Origin of the sequence: Sphingobacterium sp. PCS056, assembly GCF_023273895.1 — a bacterium.
Taxonomy (GTDB): Bacteria; Bacteroidota; Bacteroidia; order Sphingobacteriales; family Sphingobacteriaceae; genus Sphingobacterium.
On sequence record NZ_CP096883.1, the window covers coordinates 2679630 to 2701317 of the forward strand.

General features: G+C 33.2%; 22 protein-coding genes. 9 read left to right on the top strand and 13 right to left on the bottom strand.

From position 1 onward, the window contains the following. Nucleotides 1-27: 27 nt before the first annotated feature. The 3 genes from MUB18_RS11165 to MUB18_RS11170 all read right to left on the bottom strand — a co-directional run bounded on the left by MUB18_RS11165 (nt 28) and on the right by MUB18_RS11170 (nt 2748). The gene (locus MUB18_RS11165; RefSeq protein WP_262917492.1) at nt 28-867 is read right to left on the bottom strand and encodes an acyltransferase family protein; all 840 of its coding nucleotides are present in this window, start codon (nt 865-867) and stop codon (nt 28-30) included. Continuing rightward, nucleotides 855-1148, bottom strand: a complete 294-nt coding sequence (locus MUB18_RS21850) for an acyltransferase family protein (RefSeq protein WP_262917493.1) — start codon at nt 1146-1148, stop codon at nt 855-857. The genes MUB18_RS11165 and MUB18_RS21850 overlap by 13 nt, the downstream gene beginning before the upstream one ends. A 535-nt stretch (nt 1149-1683) precedes the next feature. Further along, nucleotides 1684-2748 carry an NADH:flavin oxidoreductase gene (locus MUB18_RS11170; RefSeq protein WP_248753117.1) on the bottom strand — a complete coding sequence of 355 codons (1065 nt, stop codon included), beginning with the start codon at nt 2746-2748 and terminating at the stop codon, nt 1684-1686. A gap of 112 nt (nt 2749-2860) precedes the next feature. On the opposite strand from MUB18_RS11170, the gene MUB18_RS11175 reads away from it, so the two are divergent. The 6 genes from MUB18_RS11175 (at nt 2861) to MUB18_RS11200 (ending at nt 7772) form a co-directional block, all read left to right on the top strand. Next, nucleotides 2861-3202, top strand: a complete 342-nt coding sequence (locus MUB18_RS11175) for a winged helix-turn-helix transcriptional regulator (protein ID WP_248753118.1) — start codon at nt 2861-2863, stop codon at nt 3200-3202. A gap of 310 nt (nt 3203-3512) precedes the next feature. Next, nucleotides 3513-5261: a GAF domain-containing protein gene (locus MUB18_RS11180; RefSeq protein WP_248753119.1), complete on the top strand. Its 1749-nt coding sequence runs from the start codon at nt 3513-3515 to the stop codon at nt 5259-5261. A gap of 84 nt (nt 5262-5345) precedes the next feature. Beyond that, nucleotides 5346-5690 (top strand): sensor histidine kinase, encoded by a 345-nt coding sequence (locus MUB18_RS11185; protein ID WP_262917527.1) that lies wholly within the window; start codon nt 5346-5348, stop codon nt 5688-5690. Nucleotides 5691-6095: 405 nt separating this feature from the next. Beyond that, a complete protein-coding gene (locus tag MUB18_RS11190; protein WP_045754850.1) occupies nt 6096-6563 on the top strand; it encodes a ferritin-like domain-containing protein in 468 nt (155 codons plus the stop codon). Between the two features lie 185 nt (nt 6564-6748). Then, complete coding sequence (locus MUB18_RS11195) at nt 6749-7270, top strand: hypothetical protein (RefSeq protein ID WP_045754849.1); 522 nt, start codon at nt 6749-6751, stop codon at nt 7268-7270. 97 nt (nt 7271-7367) lie between these two features. Then, a complete protein-coding gene (locus tag MUB18_RS11200; protein WP_248753121.1) occupies nt 7368-7772 on the top strand; it encodes a hypothetical protein in 405 nt (134 codons plus the stop codon). Nucleotides 7773-8603: 831 nt separating this feature from the next. Here the strand turns inward: MUB18_RS11200 and MUB18_RS11205 are convergent. The 5 genes from MUB18_RS11205 to MUB18_RS11225 form a co-directional block, all read right to left on the bottom strand. Further along, nucleotides 8604-10040 (bottom strand): glycosyltransferase family 2 protein, encoded by a 1437-nt coding sequence (locus MUB18_RS11205; RefSeq protein WP_094772561.1) that lies wholly within the window; start codon nt 10038-10040, stop codon nt 8604-8606. A gap of 847 nt (nt 10041-10887) precedes the next feature. Beyond that, nucleotides 10888-11568 carry a type 1 glutamine amidotransferase domain-containing protein gene (locus tag MUB18_RS11210; protein WP_411028121.1) on the bottom strand — a complete coding sequence of 227 codons (681 nt, stop codon included), beginning with the start codon at nt 11566-11568 and terminating at the stop codon, nt 10888-10890. Nucleotides 11569-11690: 122 nt separating this feature from the next. Beyond that, the gene (locus MUB18_RS11215; protein WP_228115825.1) at nt 11691-12281 is read right to left on the bottom strand and encodes a Crp/Fnr family transcriptional regulator; all 591 of its coding nucleotides are present in this window, start codon (nt 12279-12281) and stop codon (nt 11691-11693) included. Between the two features lie 76 nt (nt 12282-12357). Beyond that, nucleotides 12358-12573, bottom strand: coding sequence for a hypothetical protein (locus MUB18_RS11220; protein WP_045754847.1), 216 nt, complete (start codon nt 12571-12573; stop codon nt 12358-12360). 3 nt (nt 12574-12576) lie between these two features. After that, a complete protein-coding gene (locus tag MUB18_RS11225) occupies nt 12577-13290 on the bottom strand; it encodes a DUF3667 domain-containing protein (RefSeq protein ID WP_248753123.1) in 714 nt (237 codons plus the stop codon). A 703-nt stretch (nt 13291-13993) separates the two neighbouring features. On the opposite strand from MUB18_RS11225, the gene MUB18_RS11230 reads away from it, so the two are divergent. After that, on the top strand, nt 13994-14659 hold the full coding sequence (locus MUB18_RS11230) for a hypothetical protein (RefSeq protein ID WP_248753124.1): 666 nt from the start codon (nt 13994-13996) through the stop codon (nt 14657-14659). 24 nt (nt 14660-14683) lie between these two features. Here the strand turns inward: MUB18_RS11230 and MUB18_RS11235 are convergent, their stop codons facing one another. The 3 genes from MUB18_RS11235 to MUB18_RS11245 form a co-directional block, all read right to left on the bottom strand. Then, a complete protein-coding gene (locus MUB18_RS11235) occupies nt 14684-15130 on the bottom strand; it encodes a GNAT family N-acetyltransferase (protein WP_153195684.1) in 447 nt (148 codons plus the stop codon). 262 nt (nt 15131-15392) lie between these two features. Continuing rightward, nucleotides 15393-16256, bottom strand: a complete 864-nt coding sequence (locus tag MUB18_RS11240) for a hypothetical protein (protein ID WP_248753125.1) — start codon at nt 16254-16256, stop codon at nt 15393-15395. A 204-nt stretch (nt 16257-16460) separates the two neighbouring features. Further along, the gene (locus MUB18_RS11245; RefSeq protein WP_248753126.1) at nt 16461-17678 is read right to left on the bottom strand and encodes a hypothetical protein; all 1218 of its coding nucleotides are present in this window, start codon (nt 17676-17678) and stop codon (nt 16461-16463) included. Nucleotides 17679-17809: 131 nt separating this feature from the next. Between MUB18_RS11245 and MUB18_RS11250 the strand changes: the two genes are divergently transcribed. Beyond that, a complete protein-coding gene (locus MUB18_RS11250) occupies nt 17810-18487 on the top strand; it encodes a hypothetical protein (RefSeq protein WP_248753127.1) in 678 nt (225 codons plus the stop codon). Nucleotides 18488-18572: 85 nt separating this feature from the next. Here the strand turns inward: MUB18_RS11250 and MUB18_RS11255 are convergent, their stop codons facing one another. Beyond that, nucleotides 18573-19628, bottom strand: coding sequence for a 3-oxoacyl-ACP synthase III family protein (locus MUB18_RS11255; protein ID WP_248753128.1), 1056 nt, complete (start codon nt 19626-19628; stop codon nt 18573-18575). Nucleotides 19629-19940: 312 nt separating this feature from the next. On the opposite strand from MUB18_RS11255, the gene MUB18_RS11260 reads away from it, so the two are divergent. After that, entirely contained in the window at nt 19941-20258 is a 318-nt protein-coding gene (locus tag MUB18_RS11260; RefSeq protein ID WP_248753129.1) for a hypothetical protein, read from the top strand. A gap of 455 nt (nt 20259-20713) precedes the next feature. On the opposite strand, the gene MUB18_RS11265 is transcribed toward MUB18_RS11260, so the two are convergent. Beyond that, on the bottom strand, nt 20714-21376 hold the full coding sequence (locus MUB18_RS11265) for an alpha/beta hydrolase (protein ID WP_248753130.1): 663 nt from the start codon (nt 21374-21376) through the stop codon (nt 20714-20716). Nucleotides 21377-21688: the final 312 nt, after the last annotated feature.

Consider the following 21688-nt stretch of genomic DNA (forward strand, 5'->3'; position numbering starts at 1 on the left):
AATTGTTTAATGATGATTTACTAGTTTTTAAAGTCGTTTTATTAAATACTTTCTTACTGGTATGTCGTAAAATTTTAAACAGATATAAGCGAGTATAATACTTCCAATAAGAACAGCGGCTGCACCAGGTAATGACTCTTCAAATGTAAGTTTATGATTTTTTACCCAGGCATAGTACAGATAGATAAAAGGATAATGAACCGTATATAAAGGATACGAAATATCGCCTAAAAATTTACATATCTGAGTTGTAAACTTATCGCTGGTTTTTCCAGATGCTCCAAGGTAAACTAATATTGGAAAAATCAAGATACAGCATAAGGTATCATATAGCCCGTTTATCCATAAATACTCTGCTCCGCCAATACGTGGTACGGCAAGAAGAGCAACTAATAGGAGACTACACATCCAAAAAGCTCTTTTTATATGAACGGGATTGAAAACACGTGAGAGTAATAAACCTGCAGAAAAAGAAAATAGCATCCTTAAAAATCCAGCAGTAAATTCGATTTCGGTCAGCGAGAATCCAGCACAGAGATCTCCGTATGGGCCTACTATTGCAAATGTCGCTAAGCCACAACCTGCAGTAAAGACTAAACCTGCAAGAATCTTGGTAGAAAATCTTCGGATAATCAAAGCATAGAGTATATTTCCGATATATTCAAAAAATAAAGACCAGCTTGGGCCATTCAAAGGGAACATTTCACCTAGACCGCGTACTTCATGCCCTGGCATTGCAGGGATCAAAAATGCGTTTAATAATGTCGCACCGAGCAAAGCCATGATACTCACAGTAGAAACATCCCACACCGAGCAGCCTTGGAAGTAAAATAGAATAGCGCCAATGATCGCACCTATAAAGACCATGGGATGGAGTCGATTATTCGGCGTTTGATAAAATCTAAGGTCGATGTTGTTGCCCAACGATCATCATAAGCATAACCAATCACAAATCCCGATAGCATAAAGAAAAAATCGACGGCTAAATAACCATGATTGATGATCTGATCCAAATGACTCGTTGCAAAAGCTTCAAATATGTGAAAACATACCACCGTAATCGCTGCCACTCCTCGTAACCCATCGAGTATAGCGTAATGTGGCTTTGTATTACTGAAAGTCGCTGTTGACATTTGCGTATGGAGCATAACATATAAGTCGGTTGTTCGTATTGTTGGTTTTTGTAAGAGAAAGATGGTGAATATAGGAAATTATAACAATTTATAAAATAATTATTTATAATCAGATACCATCAACTTGTTTGGACTTGTTTATCTCAGCGTATTAAGAGCTAATAAAACGGTGTATAGAATATTTAGGTTGATATCTTAAGAGTGAGGGAGGCTTGTTGTAATGATGCTGTAATGGTATTATGCATGTAGATGTTAGAATACATCAAATATGATATCAAAGGAATGAAATTAGGTCATGATAAATAGAACAGGATAAGAATATTGCTCGACTTGCAAAAGTTTATATATTCATCTTATTACGTTAATGAATACGTTAAGGGAAATAAAAAACTTATTTTAAAAACACAATTAGGAATGGAAATATCGGTATTTTATCTATAGACTGTATATGCTATAGATAAAATACTTGATGATATCACAACAATCAATTTTTATAAAATCATGATATAAAATTAGTTTGGAATAGTGCCTTTTTAGTGCTTTGACCGATCTAAGACAAGCTACCCAAACTTTTTGCTTCAAATGTCGACAGTTCATCGAACTTCTCTGCATGTACTTTTTTGACCCAATTTGGATCTTGTAAAATTGCTCTACCTACGGCAACAAGATCAAAATCTCCTCTTTCATATCTGCGAACCAATTCATCTAAGGCAACTGGAGCTGATTTTGATTCGGAATTGGTAAATACATCCCCAAAATCTTGATCAAGACCTACAGAACCTACGGTAATAGTGGGTTGTCCAGAGACTTTTTTCAGCCAACCTGCAAAATTTAGGTCACTGCCTTCAAATTCCGGTTCCCAATAACGGCGTTGGCTACCATGAAAAATATCTACTCCAGCATCGACCAGTGGTAAGATCCAATCTTCTAAAGATGTAGGTGTTGGAGCCAATTTAGCAGTATAATCCTGTTGTTTCCATTGCGACAGGCGTAGGATAATAACAAAATCAGGGCCTACTGCTTGGCGCATCGCTTTTATGACTTCAACAGCAAATCTGGATCTTTCTTTGATTGTTTTACCTCCAAATTCGTCAGTTCTATGATTCATACCTTCCCAGAAAAACTGGTCAATTAAATAGCCATGTGCACCATGAATTTCAAATGCATCGAATCCTAGATCTTTCGCTGCTTTTGCCGCATGCGCATAAGCTTGTATCGTATGTTCAATATCTGCTAAGCTCATCGAGTCTGGACTTTCAAAAGGTGCTGGAGGAGTCCATTGCATCGGTGTATAGCCTACATGCCATATTTGAGGGGCTATTTTTCCACCTTTTTGGTGTACGGCATCAGCAATATTTTTCCAAGCTGCTAATGCTTGGTCACCATAAAAATTTGGAATATCCTTTAGGTTTTTTGAAGAAGGTCTGTCAATGACAGTACCTTCTGTCAGGATCAATCCAACTTCAGCAGCAGCACGACGTTCGTAATAACCTTTGACATTATCACCAGGAATACCATCAATAGAAAATGCTCTTGTCATCGGTGCCATAACAAAGCGATTGTTCAGAACGAGTTTTTTGTACTGAAATGGATTAAATAGTGTTTGTATACTCATTATCTTTTTATTTTAAAATTTGATTGTTGCAAATATATTTCAATTAGTATACTTTTGTAACTATTAATAGTATAAAGTAGTTACCTATATGTAACTATTCAAGAATTTGTATATGAAAAGAACTGATTTGAAAAGCTGCTCGTGCGCCATGCAGCGTTCGATGGGAATTTTAGGAACAAGATGGAAGCCTGTCATCATCTATACTTTGCGAGATCGAAAAGCACGTTTTGGACAATTGGATGCTTTGATAGAACATATATCAAGAAAGGTATTGACAAGCTCGTTGAAAGAGTTAGAAGAGGATGGTGTTATTTTTAGAGAGGAGTTTAAAGAATTGCCCCCTCGAGTCGAGTATTCTTTAACCGAAAAAGGAAAAGCATTGATTCCAATCATGTGTCAATTGGCAAAATGGAATGAAGAATATCATGAAAAGCCAGAAATGGAAATGGTTTAGTTGGCTTTTTTGTTGTATAGGTAGATGAAATTGATGATTCATCTTGTCTTTTCACATCTTAACTATATCCGCAACAATAGGAGAGCTGCGTGTTTTTTAATAAATTGAAAAGTTCATGTAAAAATATAAATTATAAGGGATTCAATCTTCAGTTTTTAAGCGATCGTTTGTGTATTGATTAGTGATTTTTTAATTATATTAGTCACTGGTTTCTGATATTTGAAAAAGTTAATGCTTAATTTATAATATAGCCTTACCTCTTAAATAATTTCTTAAGATTACCGCAATAAATTTTAAAAATTAGCAATTTATGCGTCAATTGGAGTGTCATCAAGAAGAAATACATTTATGTGGTAAGATTCAGTTTGGAGGATTTCTTTTTGTTTTTAATAATAGTGGTTGTGTGGCTATTAGTGAAAATATAACAGATCTTTTAAATAGGACTGTAGATCAAGTATTGGGTTTACAAATTGAAGATATATTAAGTTTACTGTCTCAAGAAACGGAATGGAATCTTGCAGAAATAGAGCGTCAGATCAACGGGCAGGTGTTTATACGTTTTGTTGAACGGATCCAGATCGACAAAATAGAATATTACTTAAGTATATATAGCTATGATGAAAAGAAATATATCGAAATAGAACCTTGTAATGAAACTCATTTAAAGGAAACACGATTATTTTACTATGCTAAATACCTGGAAGAAGAGCATGATCGCGCATGGCAATCTTTGACGGTTCTAATAAGACAAATCATTGGATTTGATCGGGTGATGGTTTATCAGTTCCTTAAAGATCACAGTGGTCAGGTTATTGCGGAATCCATTTCTGAGGATATGACTTCTCTCATTGGTTATCGATATCCTGAATTTGATATTCCCGAGCAAGAACGAGCACTATATACCAAATTTCTGGCTCGAAATATTGCAGATATTGATGCGTCTACAGTTAATGTAAAGGGGATAGATCCAAAGGAATTAGATCTTACAAGATGTAGTCTCAGAGCTTTATCGCCGATCCATTTGCAGTACCTACGAAATGCTGGGATGCGCGCTAGTGCAAGTTTTTCCATTATTATGAATGGAAAGCTTTGGGGATTGGTTGCTTGTCAAAATCGGCAACCACTGCATGTTGACCTTGCGCAACGACATTTAGGCGCTTTCCTTACGCAATATGCCGTGAACTATTATCTTTCGGAACATCAGAAAATGAATCTGTTCAATCAGGAAGTCATGGTAGCGATGGAGATTGACCTCAAGTCCGAGCTTCTAATCAAGACAGATATGTATGCTGTTCTTGAAAAGTTTGCACCACAAATTATGAAAATTGCCGAAGCTGATGGGTTGATCATTTTACATGATCGGGGACTTAAATCATTTGGAGATGTACCGACTGAGGAGCTTCATGCGCAAATCGACCAAAGTTTAATAAATCATGAAGAAAATTTATATGCCACTTCAAATTTTGTTTATGATATACCAGCTCACATAATAGATCCGATTATCTTTCCAGGTGTGATCAGAATAAATGTTCAGCCTGGGAGTAAAGTATATATGTATTTGTTTAGAAAGGAGCATGTATATGAAGAGATATGGGCAGGCAAACCGGAGAAAATATTTAAATATGATCCAGAGAATAATGTAAAATTTCCTTCACCCAGAACATCGTTTGATGCATGGATCGAACACACAAAAGGTAATGCTCCGAAATGGAAACAATCTGAACTGTCGTTTATGGGCAGAATCGTACAGATAATACAGCAGGCCATTGCTCAGCGAAGTGTCGAAATAGCCAACTTAAATAAAGAGCTTGTTCGATCAAATAATGCACTAGATACATTTAGCTATACGCTGACACATGATCTTAAAAACCCACTTTCTTCAATACAGCTTGCAGCACAAATGATTCTTTTAAAAAATGACATCTCAAAAGAACTGTTGCATAAATTAGGTGAAAATATTTTGGATGCTACTCGTTTGATTACAGAGATGATGGATAATGTATACCAATTATCTCAGTCTAACTATGTGGCATTCAAGAATGAATTGATCGATCCGTGAACAAAAATTCTGAGTATTTTAGAAAGTTGTAAGCAACAGTATGGTATTGTAGATCTTGACTTTAGGCTTGGTCCTACGATTCCTATTTTAGGAGAAAGAACGTTACTATATCAATTGTTTTTAAATTTGATGGGTAACGCTATTAAATATAGGAGTACGATTCAAAAGCCATTTGTTGAGATATCCAGTGAGAACGTAGGCAACTCTGTTTTTTATTATATTAAGGACAATGGAATAGGTATGGACCTTAGAGAAGGCGTCAATATATTTGATATCTTTAAGCGATTGCCTAATTCTCAGGGATATGAGGGATCGGGTATTGGACTTTCTATTGTCAAGCGTATCATTGATCGTTTAAATGCTGAAATTACTGTTAAAAGCGAACTTCAAGTTGGAACTACTTTTTGTATTGAATTTAAAAAAGAATAATCGACATCTGTAGTCGCTTTGCGCCAGAGATAATCGAAATAAAGATAATTTGAATATCTTTATCTGGTCAACTATATCTACTGTTTAAATAGGCTGGGAGTGACGCAGGTTTAGCTTGGGCTAAACAAACTTATTAAAGCTTATCAAAATATTGGAGTTCTTACTCATATGATTTATTCATGTATAAATATCTATTCATCAAATAGATGTTTTCAAGATCTCTTTAGTGGATCTGAGTTGGGCGTCTAAAAGCGAAATTATTATATCCACGACCCAACCACTTTTTATTGCTGGAGGTAAATACGTTATCGCAGTGTTAATACCCGAAATGAATTTAAGACTGAACCTATTGCTGATGTTGTTGTTTTCAATGCAATGATTTACAACTCAAATAACATAATTGCTATGGAAAATCAAATTAATAATCCAGAAATTATCAATGATCTTATCAAGATCAACAATGATCGCATAGAAGGATATAAAACAGCATCTGATCTTGCAAACAATATGGGAGTGGATAGCTTAGGTGGTATTTTCGGGAAATATATGCAGCAATCAAAACAATTTATAGAAGAGTTAACACCTTATGTTAAACTCGAGGGTGAGGAGCCAACGGAAAGTACGATGATGAGTGGTAAACTTTTTAGATTGTGGATGAATGTTAAAGTAAATATTTCAGGAAATGATAAGAGAAGCTTATTGGAAAGTTGTGAAAAAGGAGAAGATGCTTTTAAGGAAACCTATAAAAACACACTAGAAGAGGATGCTGATCAGTTATCAATAGAAGTGAAAAATATGGTGTTGAACCAATTGGGTAAGCAGCTAGCTGCGCATAATGATATTAAAATGTTACGTGATAACGCATCGTTATAAAATAAGACTTTATTATGTAATTGTAGTTTGAATATAAATATAGTATATTTAAATTACTGAATTAAATGAAAAGGGGACCCATGTCCCCTTTTCAACATAAGGCTTATATCACCTGATGGTATGCTGCACAACATTCATTTTATAAACTTAGAAATTGGAATATAAACATCATAATTGGAGAGAATATGGGAAAACGTTTTTTTGTGTGTATATTTTTTGTGTTAAGTACAATTATTTGCTTTGGTCAAATTGATATTGATAAAATAAGATCGGACTATTCGGTAGCTGTTAAAGATAAAAAACTCTGTGAGAACAATCTAAAAACCTTAGAATCTGGAGCCAAAACTGCAACAGAACAAGGATATCTCGCAGCATATGAGATATTATGGGCAAAGCATAAGAACAATCCATTTACAAAGCTAAGCCAGTTTAAAAAAGGTAAGAATAGACTAGAATCTGTTATATCAAAAAATAAAGATAATATTGATCTGCATTTTATAAGATGGTCTGTCCAAACACATGCTCCCTCATTTCTAGATTATCATAAAGATCGATTAGTGGATAAAAATTTTTTAGTTCAAAATCTTAAAAAATTGCCAAGTCAAGAAGGTAAAAAAATAATTTTCAAATATCTGAAGGAAGCAAATAGTTATTTGAAAGGGGATCATGTATTCACGAAAGATGAACTTGCGGAACTGTCAAAATAGAGACTTTCTGTGGAGTTTTAAAAATATTGTCATTATAAAAAACCTTTGTCCATTGTCGGTTGTATCTATACTGATCGATATTGATAAAATAAATAATATGCTGACGAATCAATCCTATTTTCAAAAGGTAAGCAGAATTGCTCTCGGTACGTTTTTAATGACTGCTGGTATCTCACATCTAACATTTGCTCGTAAAGAATTTCGGGCTCAGGTGCCTAATTGGGTTCCTCTTAAAAAGGATGATACGGTGGTGTTTTCTGGACTAGCGGAAATTTCTTTAGGTGCTGCTCTAATTTTTACAAATGAAAAACATAGAGAAACTGTTGGTCAAATAGCGGCTGGATTTTTTACATCTGTGTTTCCTGGCAATATCACCCAATATGTAGAAAAACGTGATGCCTTTGGTCTCGATACTAATGCTAAGAGATTTGCACGACTGTTCTTTCAACCCGTACTTATTGCTTGGGCATTAGCGAGTACGAAGGATAACAAAAGCAAATAAAATAACTTTCTTTTTTTATTCAAAACATATTATTTTATCTCATATAGTAATATGATGGATATATTATTTTTAATAAAATTCCTGTATTAATTTCTTAATACCATTTTCAACAATATATACCTAGCCTTTATGCTATGTTTTGAGTCACATTGGTTCAGTACAAGGAGTATAATGGATCCAATTATGCACAACATGCCTAAGCATGATTAATACGTGCTGATATTATCAATTGGTTATAATTTGTAGATGCTCCTTTCCTATGGATATATCTGCTTTGGCATGTCTTAGTTTTGCAATCTACGGTATGCTGAATTTACTTGGATGTGTTGAGAAAGTGCCTCATTGCCATTTACAAATAAAGGGGTAGAGTCTGAGTGAAAATTTTGGATTTTGATATGCGACACTAGTCATCTCATGATGGATTGAAATTTCATTTGGCAATTCTTCATCAATTTCCATTTTTAAACAATTTTCTTTGCTTTTATCAGTTTCGATCTTTCTTCCCCGAAATTTTCATTTCAATATAGTGTTCATTAAATTAGAACGGTTAGATTAATACTTTTTGATCATGTTATAGTGATGGGTCCAGAGTAGCATGGTGGATTAAAAATAGATATTCTAACCTTTTAAAATTGTCGTATCTGATTGTCATAGATGCTTTATCATGTTCATTCATGTATCAAGATTGTGTATGATAAATTACTTACTAAAATGGCTTAGGGATTGTATTAAATACCGAAAGGGCAAGCATTATGCGAAAACGCATAACCTTGCCCAAATCGTAATCATATTAATTAAATATGATACATGGAATATTATTATTTACTGGGGTTACCCTCTTGTCAACCATCCGCTGCGTCCTGCTGTAGCAATTGCATATGGAGTAATCCAGAATAGAGAGAATGCATAGAATATACTGTAAGTATAAGCCCAAAATGCTTCTTTTTTATTGTCACTTTTTGAGGCAAAGAAGAATGCTTGAATACTTGAAAAAATTAGTATTCCTACAAAAGTTGAACTCAAGAACATTAAAGGATAATGAAATATTGTCCACATCATTAACAAAAGCAGCGGATAGGAAAGCAATACTTTTTTCCATTGCATAAGTAATAAAATACGCGTTCCTAATTTTTTGCCCTCACGGAAATTGGTAAAAGCAAAACGGCTCATCATAATATTTTCACGCACATTACTTCTTTCCCAACGAATAAACATCTTATATAAGTTTTTATAACGTACAGGAGTATCGGTATAGACATATGCATTGGATTGAAACAAAACATGGTAACCTTGTTTCAAAATCATGTTGGTCATAGCCCTGTCTTCTCCAATATCCGAAGGTTGATTCATGAATGTTTGATTCATCCAATCTTCTAAACAATTCATGACGGCATCTTTTCGATATGCTGATAAAGCTCCCGGTGTACACATGACCGAACCTAATACACTTTGTGCGGAGCGGACAAATTCAAAACTGAATATAAAACTCACACTAAGCATGCGTGGTATTATAGCTTTTTTATTATTGAGTACACGAACATTTCCAGCAACAGCACCACAATCTTTATTTTTCACAAAAGGAGAGGCCATATTTCTAAGTGTATCTTTTTTTACCACAGAATCACTATCAACAGTAATGAATATATCACCTTTACCTAATTTGAAACCACGGTAAAGCGCATGTCGTTTTCCCATGTTCTTAGGTTGTTGATAAATTTCGACGCGATCACCCAACTCTGCTTTAGCGCGTTGTATCCACGAGAATGTATCATCTTTACTACCATCATCGATTGCTATTAATTGGAGCTTGTGACCAGGATAATCGCTATTTGCAAGACTACGTAAAGTATCATAGACAAGATGTCCTTCATTGTAAGCTGGTACTATAACTGTACAAGAAGGCAATTCTTCATCAGATACAGAGGCAATAGGCTTATATTTTGTATGTAAAATTATCAAATAGACCAAGAAACTGATACTGGATAGTAAAAGGAAAATACCGAATCCAATAATTATAGTTCCGCCAATGCTATCTAGACGTTCAAAACGTAATGCTTCGAATTCTGTCTGAAGCATATATAGACCAAATACTGACGTTAATAAAATCAAAAATGTTATGCCCCATATACTATACTCTTTGAGACCATATTGAATTGATTTGCGTAACAAACTGTTTTTTTGTTGTTTTAATTGCTGCTCGTTTGAATTTAATACAGCTGGCTTTACTAGCACCTTAACCTCCTTTGTAGGAGTGAGAACTTCTTCCATGTAATTCATATCCTATATTATTTAGTGTGTGTTAATGCATTTGATCTTAGATACAAATGACAAACTTACCATTTGTAATAAAAATATTACGATTTGGTATTTACAAAAGACATGCCTCAATAATTGGTACGAATTGAACTAAATTTATAATTGTAACAAACTTGATATAATAAGAGGTGTTGTAAACAGTTGATTTACAGTGATATTTGTGTGAATATTTTTATTTAAATCTTTTTTAACATGATATATGGTATGTGCATTTTTTAAGGTTTTTTAACATTTCGATCATTTTTTCATTATATTCTTTATGGTTATGATTTCGAATTTGTACTGCAATTTGGGATAATTATCCATAGATCTTATTCCATTGTGACGAATATTTGGATGGTTTTCTTTTAGAATTGCTGTTCTAGTAAACAAGATCATCCTACCTAAATTTGTTATTTAGATGGCTCTCCTTAATATAATTTGATGTTCAAATAGATATTTCCACTTTATAGATGCAAATAGGGTGGTTTGATGATAAAAAATGAACTAGTGCCATGTAAAAGAATGATAGAGTAGTTGTAAATCTCTGCCAATATAAAAAAGAAGGATAGATGATTTCTAGTTACACATCTGTTACTGGATCTGGTAGTAAAGAATTTGCTGCTCTTTCTGTTTTTTAGAAAGTATAATTAAAACTTATGTCAAATGTTGCTATTTCAGCTGCAGATGCAACGGGTCGAGGTTCTAAGGCGACTTTTGTGAAATAAAAAACTAGTCTGATATACGAGAAATAGAAAACGGATTGGCCCTAAGGGATCAATCCGTTGATTAATAGTTTAAAACTGTATTGGATTAATATCTATTTCGATAAGAGGGCGAGTAATTCCTTTGCCGTTTCTTCTGAAGAACCTGGATTTTGACCTGTGATCAAATTGCCATCTTTTAAAACATAACTACCCCAATCTTCTCCTTTACTATAATCACCACCAAGTTTTATAAGTTCATCTTCTACTAAAAAGGGAACAACATCTGTCAATTGAACAGCCTCTTCTTCAGAATTCGAAAATCCAGTAACTTTTTTACCTTTTACTAATGGGATACCATCGCTGTCTTTAACAAACCGGAATACACCCGGAGCGTGGCATACTGCGGCAACAGGCTTATTGTTTTTCCAAAAATCTTCTATAAGTGTTATAGAGGTTTTATCATTCGCCAAATCCCAAAGTGGGCCATGTCCGCCGGGATAAAAAATAGCATCGTAATCCTGTTCGTCTACTTCACTCAATATTATGCTATTGGCCAATTTAGCTTGTAATTCCTTGTCCTCATCAAATCGTTTTGTCGCTTCAGTCTGGAATTCTGGAAGTGCGCTTTTAGGATCTATCGGAGGTTGTCCACCTTTTGGAGAAGCGATTGTCACATCGACTCCTGCATCAGCCATAACATAATAGGGTGCAGCAAATTCTTCGACCCAAAAACCTGTTTTATTTCCTGTATCTCCAAGTTGATCATGAGAGGTAAGTACGACTAATACTTTCAAATTTTCTTTTTCCATCTTTAAAATTTTTTAAATGATATCACAAAATAGGGTATAAATTATCGAACCCTTATGTGATATACATCACATTTTAAAGAATGTTTGTTTTGGCGACATATATCACCCTATCTGGCATGATACAGGCGGCTTAGGGTTTCGCGGGATACACCAAGATACGCCGCAATTAAATGTTTTGGAACCAGGTTGTAGAGTTCTGGATATTGTTGCATCAATTCTTCATACCGACTTCGGGCATCGTTGTTAAGTAAGGAGAGTATTCTTTTTTGTAAACCTATATAACCCTTATTGGAACGCCACCTTAGAAAAGTTTCCACTTCGTGTATTTCTTTGCACACTTTTTCTCGGTCTTCACTAAACAGGCAAAGGGTATCTGCATCACTTACACAATCCAGATTAACTGTTGCTTTTTTATTGTTATGTAACGCATTATAATCAGATGCCCACCAGGTTTTTGTTGCAAATTGTAGGATGTGCATCTTTTGTTCATCATTAACAAAAAATGTTTTAAGACAGCCATTTAAAACAAAATACTCGCATGGTACATCATCACCAATTTGGATGATGGATTGTTTCTTCTTAAATGATACGGGTTTAAAAAAAGAAAAGAAATAATCAAACTGTTCATCGTTGAGTTGAATAGTTTGATCGATATGTCGTCTAAGAATTTCGCGATCCTTCATGAGTAGAAGATACATTTTTTATAGCAAAGTTCAATAATATCTCGATTATTGAACTTTGCTCTTTCTTATTATTAAGAATAATCATCAGCTTCTAAACGATATTTTGATCTTTATTTTTGTTTTTAAGTTTGTTCTTTAGATTTTTCCCGAGTATGTAAATGGAAAATATAAAGACAACGCTGTAAACAATAGCTAGTGCTGGTTTCTCAAATTTTAGATTTTCAAAGTCGAATTCTTTATATAATCTTACCCCAATTATGATCGCTATAATACCAAAAATAAAGGATGATGCTTTTTTATTTTCCATATGTTAATGTTTTATAAGTATGTCAATTAATGTTCCTATTGCAACAGCTAAAATTGCAGCACTCACGACCCCTAACATATATGCAGCAAATCCTTTTAGATAATTACTGAGTTTCTTGTCAAAAAATTGTCCAATAGCCCAACTGAAATATGCAATTCCAATAATGCCTCCATATTGCATGATGTCAATTTTTATTAAACCTTGTAAGAGTGCGCAACATGCAAAAATGAGCATCTCTATCCCCATGACAAAACAAAGTAAGATTAGAATCTCAAATAGATTGTAGTTATAGTTTTTAAAAAATATTTTAACCCAGAAAGCAATGAATATTCCAAGTATAATATTGGAATAACCATAGTGAGCTTGCACCCAAGTAAAAATTTTTCCTGTCGTTGTTTGCTCGATTTCTTGATAATTTATATAGCCGTCTTCTATATGGAAAAAACCATTAATCAACGAATAAATAAGAGAAGTTACAATAATAAATATGATTGGTTTTACAAGTCGAGCACGATTTTCTGAAATATAATGCCTGACATTATCACCGGGTTTGGTTAGTAATTCTCTTATCGTATATAAAATCCCTCTTTCGAAATGTAAAACATGCTCGATTTCGTGCGTAATGTAGTGTCTATCAATTCTTTTAAGGATTACGGGTTGTCCACAATTTGGACAATAGTTTTGAAAGACTTCGGTGTTGCAGTTTTTACAATTCATTTATTTTTTAATATTTTAGACAATATTTAGTTAAGGTTAGTTCGGTTAAAACTGCTATTTATATACAAATATGTAAAAGTTTCATCAAATATGCAATCGGCATATCTGTAAAAAGGAAGGTTTATATGATTTAGAAGTTTCAAAGGTATGATAATGATTTATCCGATATGTTCCTTTTAGAATTGAGATGTGTAAAAATTTAGGTTTTCAATCTTAGTAATCCAATGATTGCCAGATCATTTTTAATATTGATGTATTGTACTATATTAGAAGAAAGCTTATTGTTAACAATTTTCAGACAATGATATACATTTTAGCACCATATTTGATTCATATATTTAACATAAGTGGTTAGCGAGCAACAACAATAATTGAACTGAAATTTTGAGAGGAACAATTGGTTGAAAATTGGTGTTATATTTTTTACTGATGAGGATTCTAGGTCCGTTATTTTCTTTATTGAGTTGCTGCGCTCCTATTTTTTGTTGTTAATTATTATTTTTTCAAAGATATTAAAGTTAATAGCTTGCTCAAAAGGATTATGGCATATATGATTCTCCTCCTTGTAGTCTCCATTTTATTTGGTTACGGCGGAGATTGGTTTTTTTAATAATGACATATTTTGATCAGGATCTGATTGCATAAAAGGATAGGCAATCAACAGAAATATCCTTTACTATTTCCATATTTAATTATCTTAATCATGACATTACTTTTTAATTTCCTATCATTACCTGATCACGTTGTATCACAGATAAAGGCTTTGGCTAAAATCATCTATCGGCAACAAATGATCAACTGGATGAAATTTTTAAAAGTGACTATCTTATTTTTTTGTTATCAACAAGTAGAGGCTCAAGTTTCAAAAGATGCTTTAGATGGGATGACCTCTTATATGCTAATAGAGAAGATCAATATCAATGGGTTTCATCATCAGGTATATATAAAGAATATTAAAGAAAATACGGTAGAAGCGGAGATACCCCCCGAAGACCCTAATGCTCCGCAGCAAGTTACTGCACTAAAAAAAATGATGGATTATGATGCTGATCAAAAAGGGGAGGAATATGTTCTTTATTGGCTGGACGATAAAAGTCAAAAGATATTGGAATTGACCTTTCCTAAACAAATTAAGGATGCAGAAAATAAGATTATAGCTGAAGGGAGTTACTCAATCATAGGTAAAAATTTAAAAATTGTAATCTTGCATTTCGATTATCATTTTCCAGCAAAAATGGTTACCATGTATCGCTTAAATAGGATAGGGAGAATTTCTTTTGTTGATCGGAAAGCGATGACCTTGGATCCGGATAGTTTTAGCAATGATTATGTAAAAAGAGCAAGGGAGAAAAATATCATATCGAATTAATTAAAGTGGAACAGTGGTCCATGTCTATTTATTTTTCATTTCCATCATATATTTATCTATCCCCTTTCCAAAACCATCCTGTACAATAGCTATGGTATGAAATCCATTTTTTTCGTAAAATGCTGCAGTATGCTGTGAGGTTTCCAATACATATGTTTTATTCGGGTAGCAGTTTTTCATGATCTCTAGCCTGTATTGAGTAAGCAATTTACCTATTCCTTTTTTATGATGCTGGGCATGCACCATTCCCCATGCTAGACTGGCTTCGCCTTTTATTTCGTCAATAAAAATTCCTCCACAGGCTAATATCTGCTCACCTTCTTTAATCAGGTAGTAATTTTCATGAGTATGGTGATCTAAAAAGTTTTCAAATAGTGGCAACTCTTGCTGGTCAAAAAAGATTGGTAAATTACTTTTAAATATTTCGATACATTTTTCCCTGTAAAATGCTGTATAGTTTATGAATAGCATGAAAATAAAAAATTTAAGCAATTAAGATACAGCAAAAGTAGTAGAATACCTAACAGGTCATGGTTTTTTAAGAGATTGTATTATCTTCCAATTGATTCCAATAGCCTTTTAATGAAGAGTGTATTAAAAATGGTTGTTTACCATAACGTTAGTAGTACGATAGGAGTAATGATCAATGGATATGGTAATTTTTAAATATTGGGTTTGATTATCTATTATCATCATTTAATAATGGCATCATGAATAAAGGTATGGATCGTGTTTATTTACTTTCAATTCTCGTTAAGATCATGATATCTCGATCTATGGAATCAATTTTATATAAATTGTTTGATGGATAAAATGCACTGTCGAAATGGATCATATTCTTTGAAAATTTAAATCTTCCCTTTGTCGTTTGCTGATTATTGGGAATGGTATAAGACTCACGATACATGCGATCGTATTCCTTACGGTGACGCCATGCATTTTGATATGTAATTGTTTTTTTTCCTTTATAGGTTCCATCTTTGCTTAATTTAATTAAATAAGAAGTTTCTATATCATAAGATTCGGGACTCCATGCCGTGTCGGGTTTGACCGGATTCTCAAATCGATGGAGTAATCCGCCATTGAATTTGTTGTCAAAATTAGGATTATTTGTGATTGGGTTTTGAAGACGATAATTTTTATTGATCCCAAATAAGGTATCGAGATTTTTATTTGCAACAAATTGCCAGTTGTCGTAAATATAATCTTCAGGTTGGATTACCTCACTTATACGTTTAATATATAGGGTATCTAGATTGTCTATTGCACCCTTTGTTCTACCGCCACCATATCTGCTAAAAAAATCTTTGCTATAACTTTGATAACCTGGCTTTTCAATGTCCAATTCAAAAAATAAAGGCGGAGCCTCCATAACCATGATCTCTGATAATAAAAATTTACTTGACCTGATTTCTTTTAAATAAAATTTTCCGTTTTCATCAGTATGTGTTTCGCCAACTTTACAGCCAGGGATAGGCTTGTTGTCATAATCATAAATATAGCCTGTGATAGCGGGGCGGCTTAATCTTGAAATACAAGAATTAAAGAAGCATAAGATTGTACTTAAACACAAGATAATGATGATGCTTTTTTTCATGATTTTAATTTATTTGTATCTAAGCCTATTTTCTTTCAACGAATAATTGACTTATTTGTTTTCCAAAGTAATCGATTTTGAATTGGGTAATGTATTCTCAATAAAATTTCTTATTTATCAGGTTCGAATAGATTTTAATATCTATTTTGTAGATATTATCTTATCGATTTATAATCGATCCATTTGTCTGGGGATATACTAGTTCTATATATTTTTGAGATCAAAAGATTTTATATAACCTGTTCCTTGAAAGGAAACACGTGCACCTACAATTTTACCAATACTTTTTGCAAAACGATCTTCATAAATCTTCGTTCCATTCAAATCAATTTTTATAGATTTTGATTTTGAAATACAGCTGATTTGTACTGGTTTTTTAAAATCAGTCGAGAATGTTGATAAGTCATTTGTCATCCCATCAACTAACTTTTCACCAATCCTTAATTTAAGTTCCCCAACACATCCTGGTGTAGATAAAGGAATGGTAATCACACCTTCAGTTCCTAATAACATAATACTTGCTTGTTTGCAAGGATTATTGTAATGGTTAGCAGTATTTTGTAGCTCGAGCTTTAATGCAAAATTTTCACTGGAAACATTGAATTTTTTACTTACATGAGTAAGAATAAGCGTTGGTACTTCTTTTTGATTATCCAATTGTTCATTCTTTAAATCAGTTTCTTTAATCCCAACCCAATCGCCATGATTAACCGTCTTTTCTGGTAAATAAATGGGTATTGATTCCCTATGAAGCATTCCCATCCAATCTTTAGATTCTATCAGAATATCATGTTCACGAACGATCGAATCGTTGAGAATCAATTTAGCTCGGTAATAGCCAGGCATGTAATAGGTACTCGTATATTCATGTTTATTTTTATCTACTTTAAATCTTCTTTTAGGATCCCAGCTTTGTTGGATAAAAACACTGTCCGCATTACTTTTGCTCACATTGTATTTGAATATCACTGTATTGGGCACGCCAAAGGTGACAGGTCTACTGGAAAAAGTGATCTGACTATAGATTAGTTTTTTAGCATCTTTAATGAAGAATGCAAAGCTGATCAACAGTGTACATGCTAAGATTAAAAAAGCAAGAAAGAAAGGATGCTTGAAATCATATTTTTTACGATTTATTAGAGTATGGCTAGTATTTAACGAATTTGTAAAAGATCGCCAGTTAGGAAAATCAGCAAACTTTGCTAGGGCATCCAGTGTGCTCAAATTTGGAGTACTATTATATTGAATTTTACCCCAAATACGTTTTAAAGTACTGGCACTTAGCATGACATTGGTCTGCTCGAATATCAGATTGCTCAGATTCTCAAAATCTTGAGATTGCCACAAAGAGCTATTTCCCCAACCAAGTTTGTTTTCGATCAGTTCTTTGCATTTATCTATAAGCTGTTGATTTTTAAACATATATTTCTTGTGATCAATCTTGAAAAGACTTGAATGGCTTTGAATATACAACTTATCCAGCATATAAATATCTTAGTTGCCGAACAATAAGTTAATTAAATATAAATTTCAAACCCTAACACATGTTAAAGATGAATAGATTTAAAATTTTTCTATGTATTATAACTTTTATCAGTCTTACGTTAAGCACCCGTGCACAAGAAATTATTCTTAAACCAGTTCTCTCGCATCAGGCATTAGAAGTGATGAATAGAACAATAGTTGTTTTAAAAGATCAGCATAATAGGCCGATCGTGAATGTAAAGGCTCAACCTTATCCTGGTATTGCTTGGATAAAAGGAATTGAATTTCAAAATGGGATAATTGAATTTGATGTAAAAGGAAAGGATATTTTACAGGAGAGTTTTGTAGGAATTGCCTTTCATGGCATGCGTGATAGCATATATGAAGCAGTTTATTTTCGTCCGTTTAATTTTCATGCCAAAGATCCAATAAGAAGAAAACATGCTGTACAGTACATTGCAGTCCCTGAAAATGATTGGCCTTATTTAAGGGAGAATTTTCCGGATAAGTATGAAGCTCCTTTGTCAATCCCCGTCGATCCTAATGACTGGTTTCATGTCAAAATTATTATTCATAATAACAACATTAAAACCTTTATAAATGGAGATCCTAATCCTGCTCTTATTGTTGAATCTCTTCATCCGAATACAGGTGGCAAAATAGGTTTTTGGACTGGACACAAATCGGATGGTTATTTTTCGGATCTGGTTATTACTCGTGAAGGCAATAGTGTCTTAGTAGAATAATAAAAGATGAGTTAAATATATTTTAGTAAATAAATCCCATGTATAAGTTACTACTAACTTATACATGGGATTTATTTTGACAATTTTAAAATTTGTAGACAAACGCGTTGATATTCATGCCTGCTCCAACAGAGGCGAATAGCGTAATATCTCCTTTATTGATCGAATGCTCGGGTATTTCTCCGTGTAGAATCATTGCTAATAATGTAGGTATGGTTGCAACACTATTATTGCCCAATTTCTGAATGATCATAGGCATAACATTTGGCGGCTTCGGGAGATCGTATAGTTGATAGAACCTGCTTACGATCGCTTCGTCCATTTTCTCATTAGCTTGATGAATGATGATCTTAGAAAGTTCTTTTATGGAGTAACCGCTATTGTCAAAACACGTTTTCATAGCCTGAGATACATTTGTTAGCGCAAATTCATATATTTTACGTCCTTTCATTTTTAAATACTTGGTATTTGAATCCTGATGGAAGTAAGACTTGCCGAAATATAAATAATCGCTTTCATTAAGGGTGAAAGAAGCCGATAGATGAGATAGAAGTCCAGAATCATCTTGATTAGCATCTAGGATTACTGCACCAGCACCATCTGCATAAATCATGCTGTCTCTATCGTGAGGATCTATTACTCTAGATAATGTTTCTGCTCCGATAACCAGACATCTTTTAGCAATACCTGCTTGAATAAATGCATTGGCCTGGATGACGCCTTCAATCCACCCCGGACAACCGAATAATAAATCGTACGCAACACAAAAGTTATTTTTAACCTTTAAAAGGTGTTTAACACGAGAGGCTAAACTTGGAACCATGTCGGACTGTATAGATCCATGCACAACATCTCCATAATTATGAGCAAAGATGATATAATCTAGGGTTTCGGGATCGATCTGAGCATCTTCGATTGCTTTCTGTGCAGCAAGAAAACCAAGGTCAGATGCCACTTGGTCAGTTTCTGCATAACGCCTTTCTTCAATTCCAGTTATTTCCTTTAATTTTTGGGTTATAATTGCATTTGACTGTTTTAATGGTACTCCGTTTTCGTCAAAGAAAGTAGACTCGTCAAAAAATTTATTTATAACGGTATGTAAAGGAATATAATTTCCAGCGCCTATAATTTTGCTATTCATTTTTTTTTATATTACTTATTAATGTAGTCATTATTACTGATATCTGCAAATCTGCATCTCACGGCAATTGTAAATTTTATCAATCTAATATAATTTTCCTTTATTTGTGAATATTATATTTGTATATTAAGTTAAAGCTATACTTATGTAGTTTTTAAATTGGTTCACACACTATTATTTGATTTTATAATGGGTAATAATTGTAATTTGATATTAGGTTCGTTTTATACGAAAAATCTTGTAGATGAACTTCAGCTTTCGATGTGCGTGTTTATTAACAAGCATAAACAAAAGTCGATCGGGTTATTTCTCATGAGCGATCTAAAAGTAGATAATGAATTATTGGTCAGTTATGTACAGAAAAATGCAGGTCAAGGTCCAAAGCTTATCATCAATGAGGATTTGGTATTAAAGCATTTCAATAATAAAAAGGAACAATTTTACTATTGGAAGGGTACTGTCGCTACAATTCGAAGTATGGTACGACTATTGGATTTCTATTGTTTTACTGAATTGGGACAAAAACCGATTACTCCGATTGAAGGTCATCCATTTGTTATTCAAACAATGTATATGCTCGAGGAGGTGGAAAAGAGAAATTTGCAGATTGAAGCGAAGCTGAAGCAGTAATTGTTTTCGCTTTTATACATCATGTATATGAATTTAGAGTGACTTGTATTTGAATAAAACATTAAGATTGATTCTTCAAATTTGCTCGTTACGATGATTTGGTAATTCTCCGATTTTGGTTGATATTATTTATACAGGATGATTTCCTGAACTCGTGAAAAATTCAACCTCATTTCCAATCTTTGAGTACCATATCTTTCCTATATCTTCCATACTCAAAGTATCTTTATTCTCTAAAAGTTTTATAATCTATGTTTATCACGTGCTATAACCATATTGGGTTGGTTTTTAGCAGCGCAGTCTACTTTTTCAAATTTATCACCGTACCAACACATACATTCCTTAGATGTGAAGGTGTAGATTATAGTGGTAATAAAAAAAGTTAATAAAGGACAAGATTATGCTCGATCAAATCAGTTGGGACTGTGGAAACTATATGAAAATCCAGTATTTGATTAATGTCTACACGTTTCAATTAAAAGTTTTCTTAATAAAAGCTCGACCTCTTTAGCATGGGTAATGGTCATAAAATGACCAGCATGATCGATTACATAAGATGTCTTGATATTATTAATGGGGATTATACGATCTTTACTCCCATGGATATGAATGAGATCAGCTGAAATGATTTTATTTTTCCAGTTTAATATTTTATCGACTGCCCATGCTAAGAATTGTGGGTCAGTATCACGTAAAATCTGTTTGAGCATCAATTTGTCTTCTTCGTAAGTTATGCCAAAGAAATAATTCATCACCATAGTATGTTTTTTGAGTAAATTATTAGGAATAATATTATTGAGTTTTAGCGCTCCTATGATTCTGTAAAGTACGGGTATTTCCTTATTGCACTTTGCGGAGGCTAGCAGTATTATTTTTTTTACTTTAATTATCTTTGCTATTTCCATTGCCATCATGCCTCCAAAAGATAGCCCGATTAGGATGGGATTTTTGACTGTTATTTTTAATGATAACCTTTGAGCATATGATACCATTGACTCACTCGGAAGCGGAGACATCCAATCTAAGTATTCTATATTTATACCTTCAAAGGTTATTTTTGAAAATACTCTTCGATCTACGCCCAATCCGCTTAGTATATAAATATGACTGTTGCTCATGTACTAATTGATGATTATACTTGATGAATAATTCAATTCCTTAAAATTTATAGAGATATTGACCGGAATCTATATTTTATTATTAATACTTTTAAATTAGTGAAAATATCACAAAATCGATCTTATGAAAATTATTTTTTTGGTTTAATGGGAAGATGTTCAATATAAAATTTGAAGCAAACATGTTACATTATGATTTGGGAAATTAATTATTGTCAGAAAAAAAATATTTCTAATCAAAGGATTAGTCACTTCTTTTTGATCGCTGTAGAAATTTAGTTATTAAAAATGTGAATTTTGGATATAAGCTTA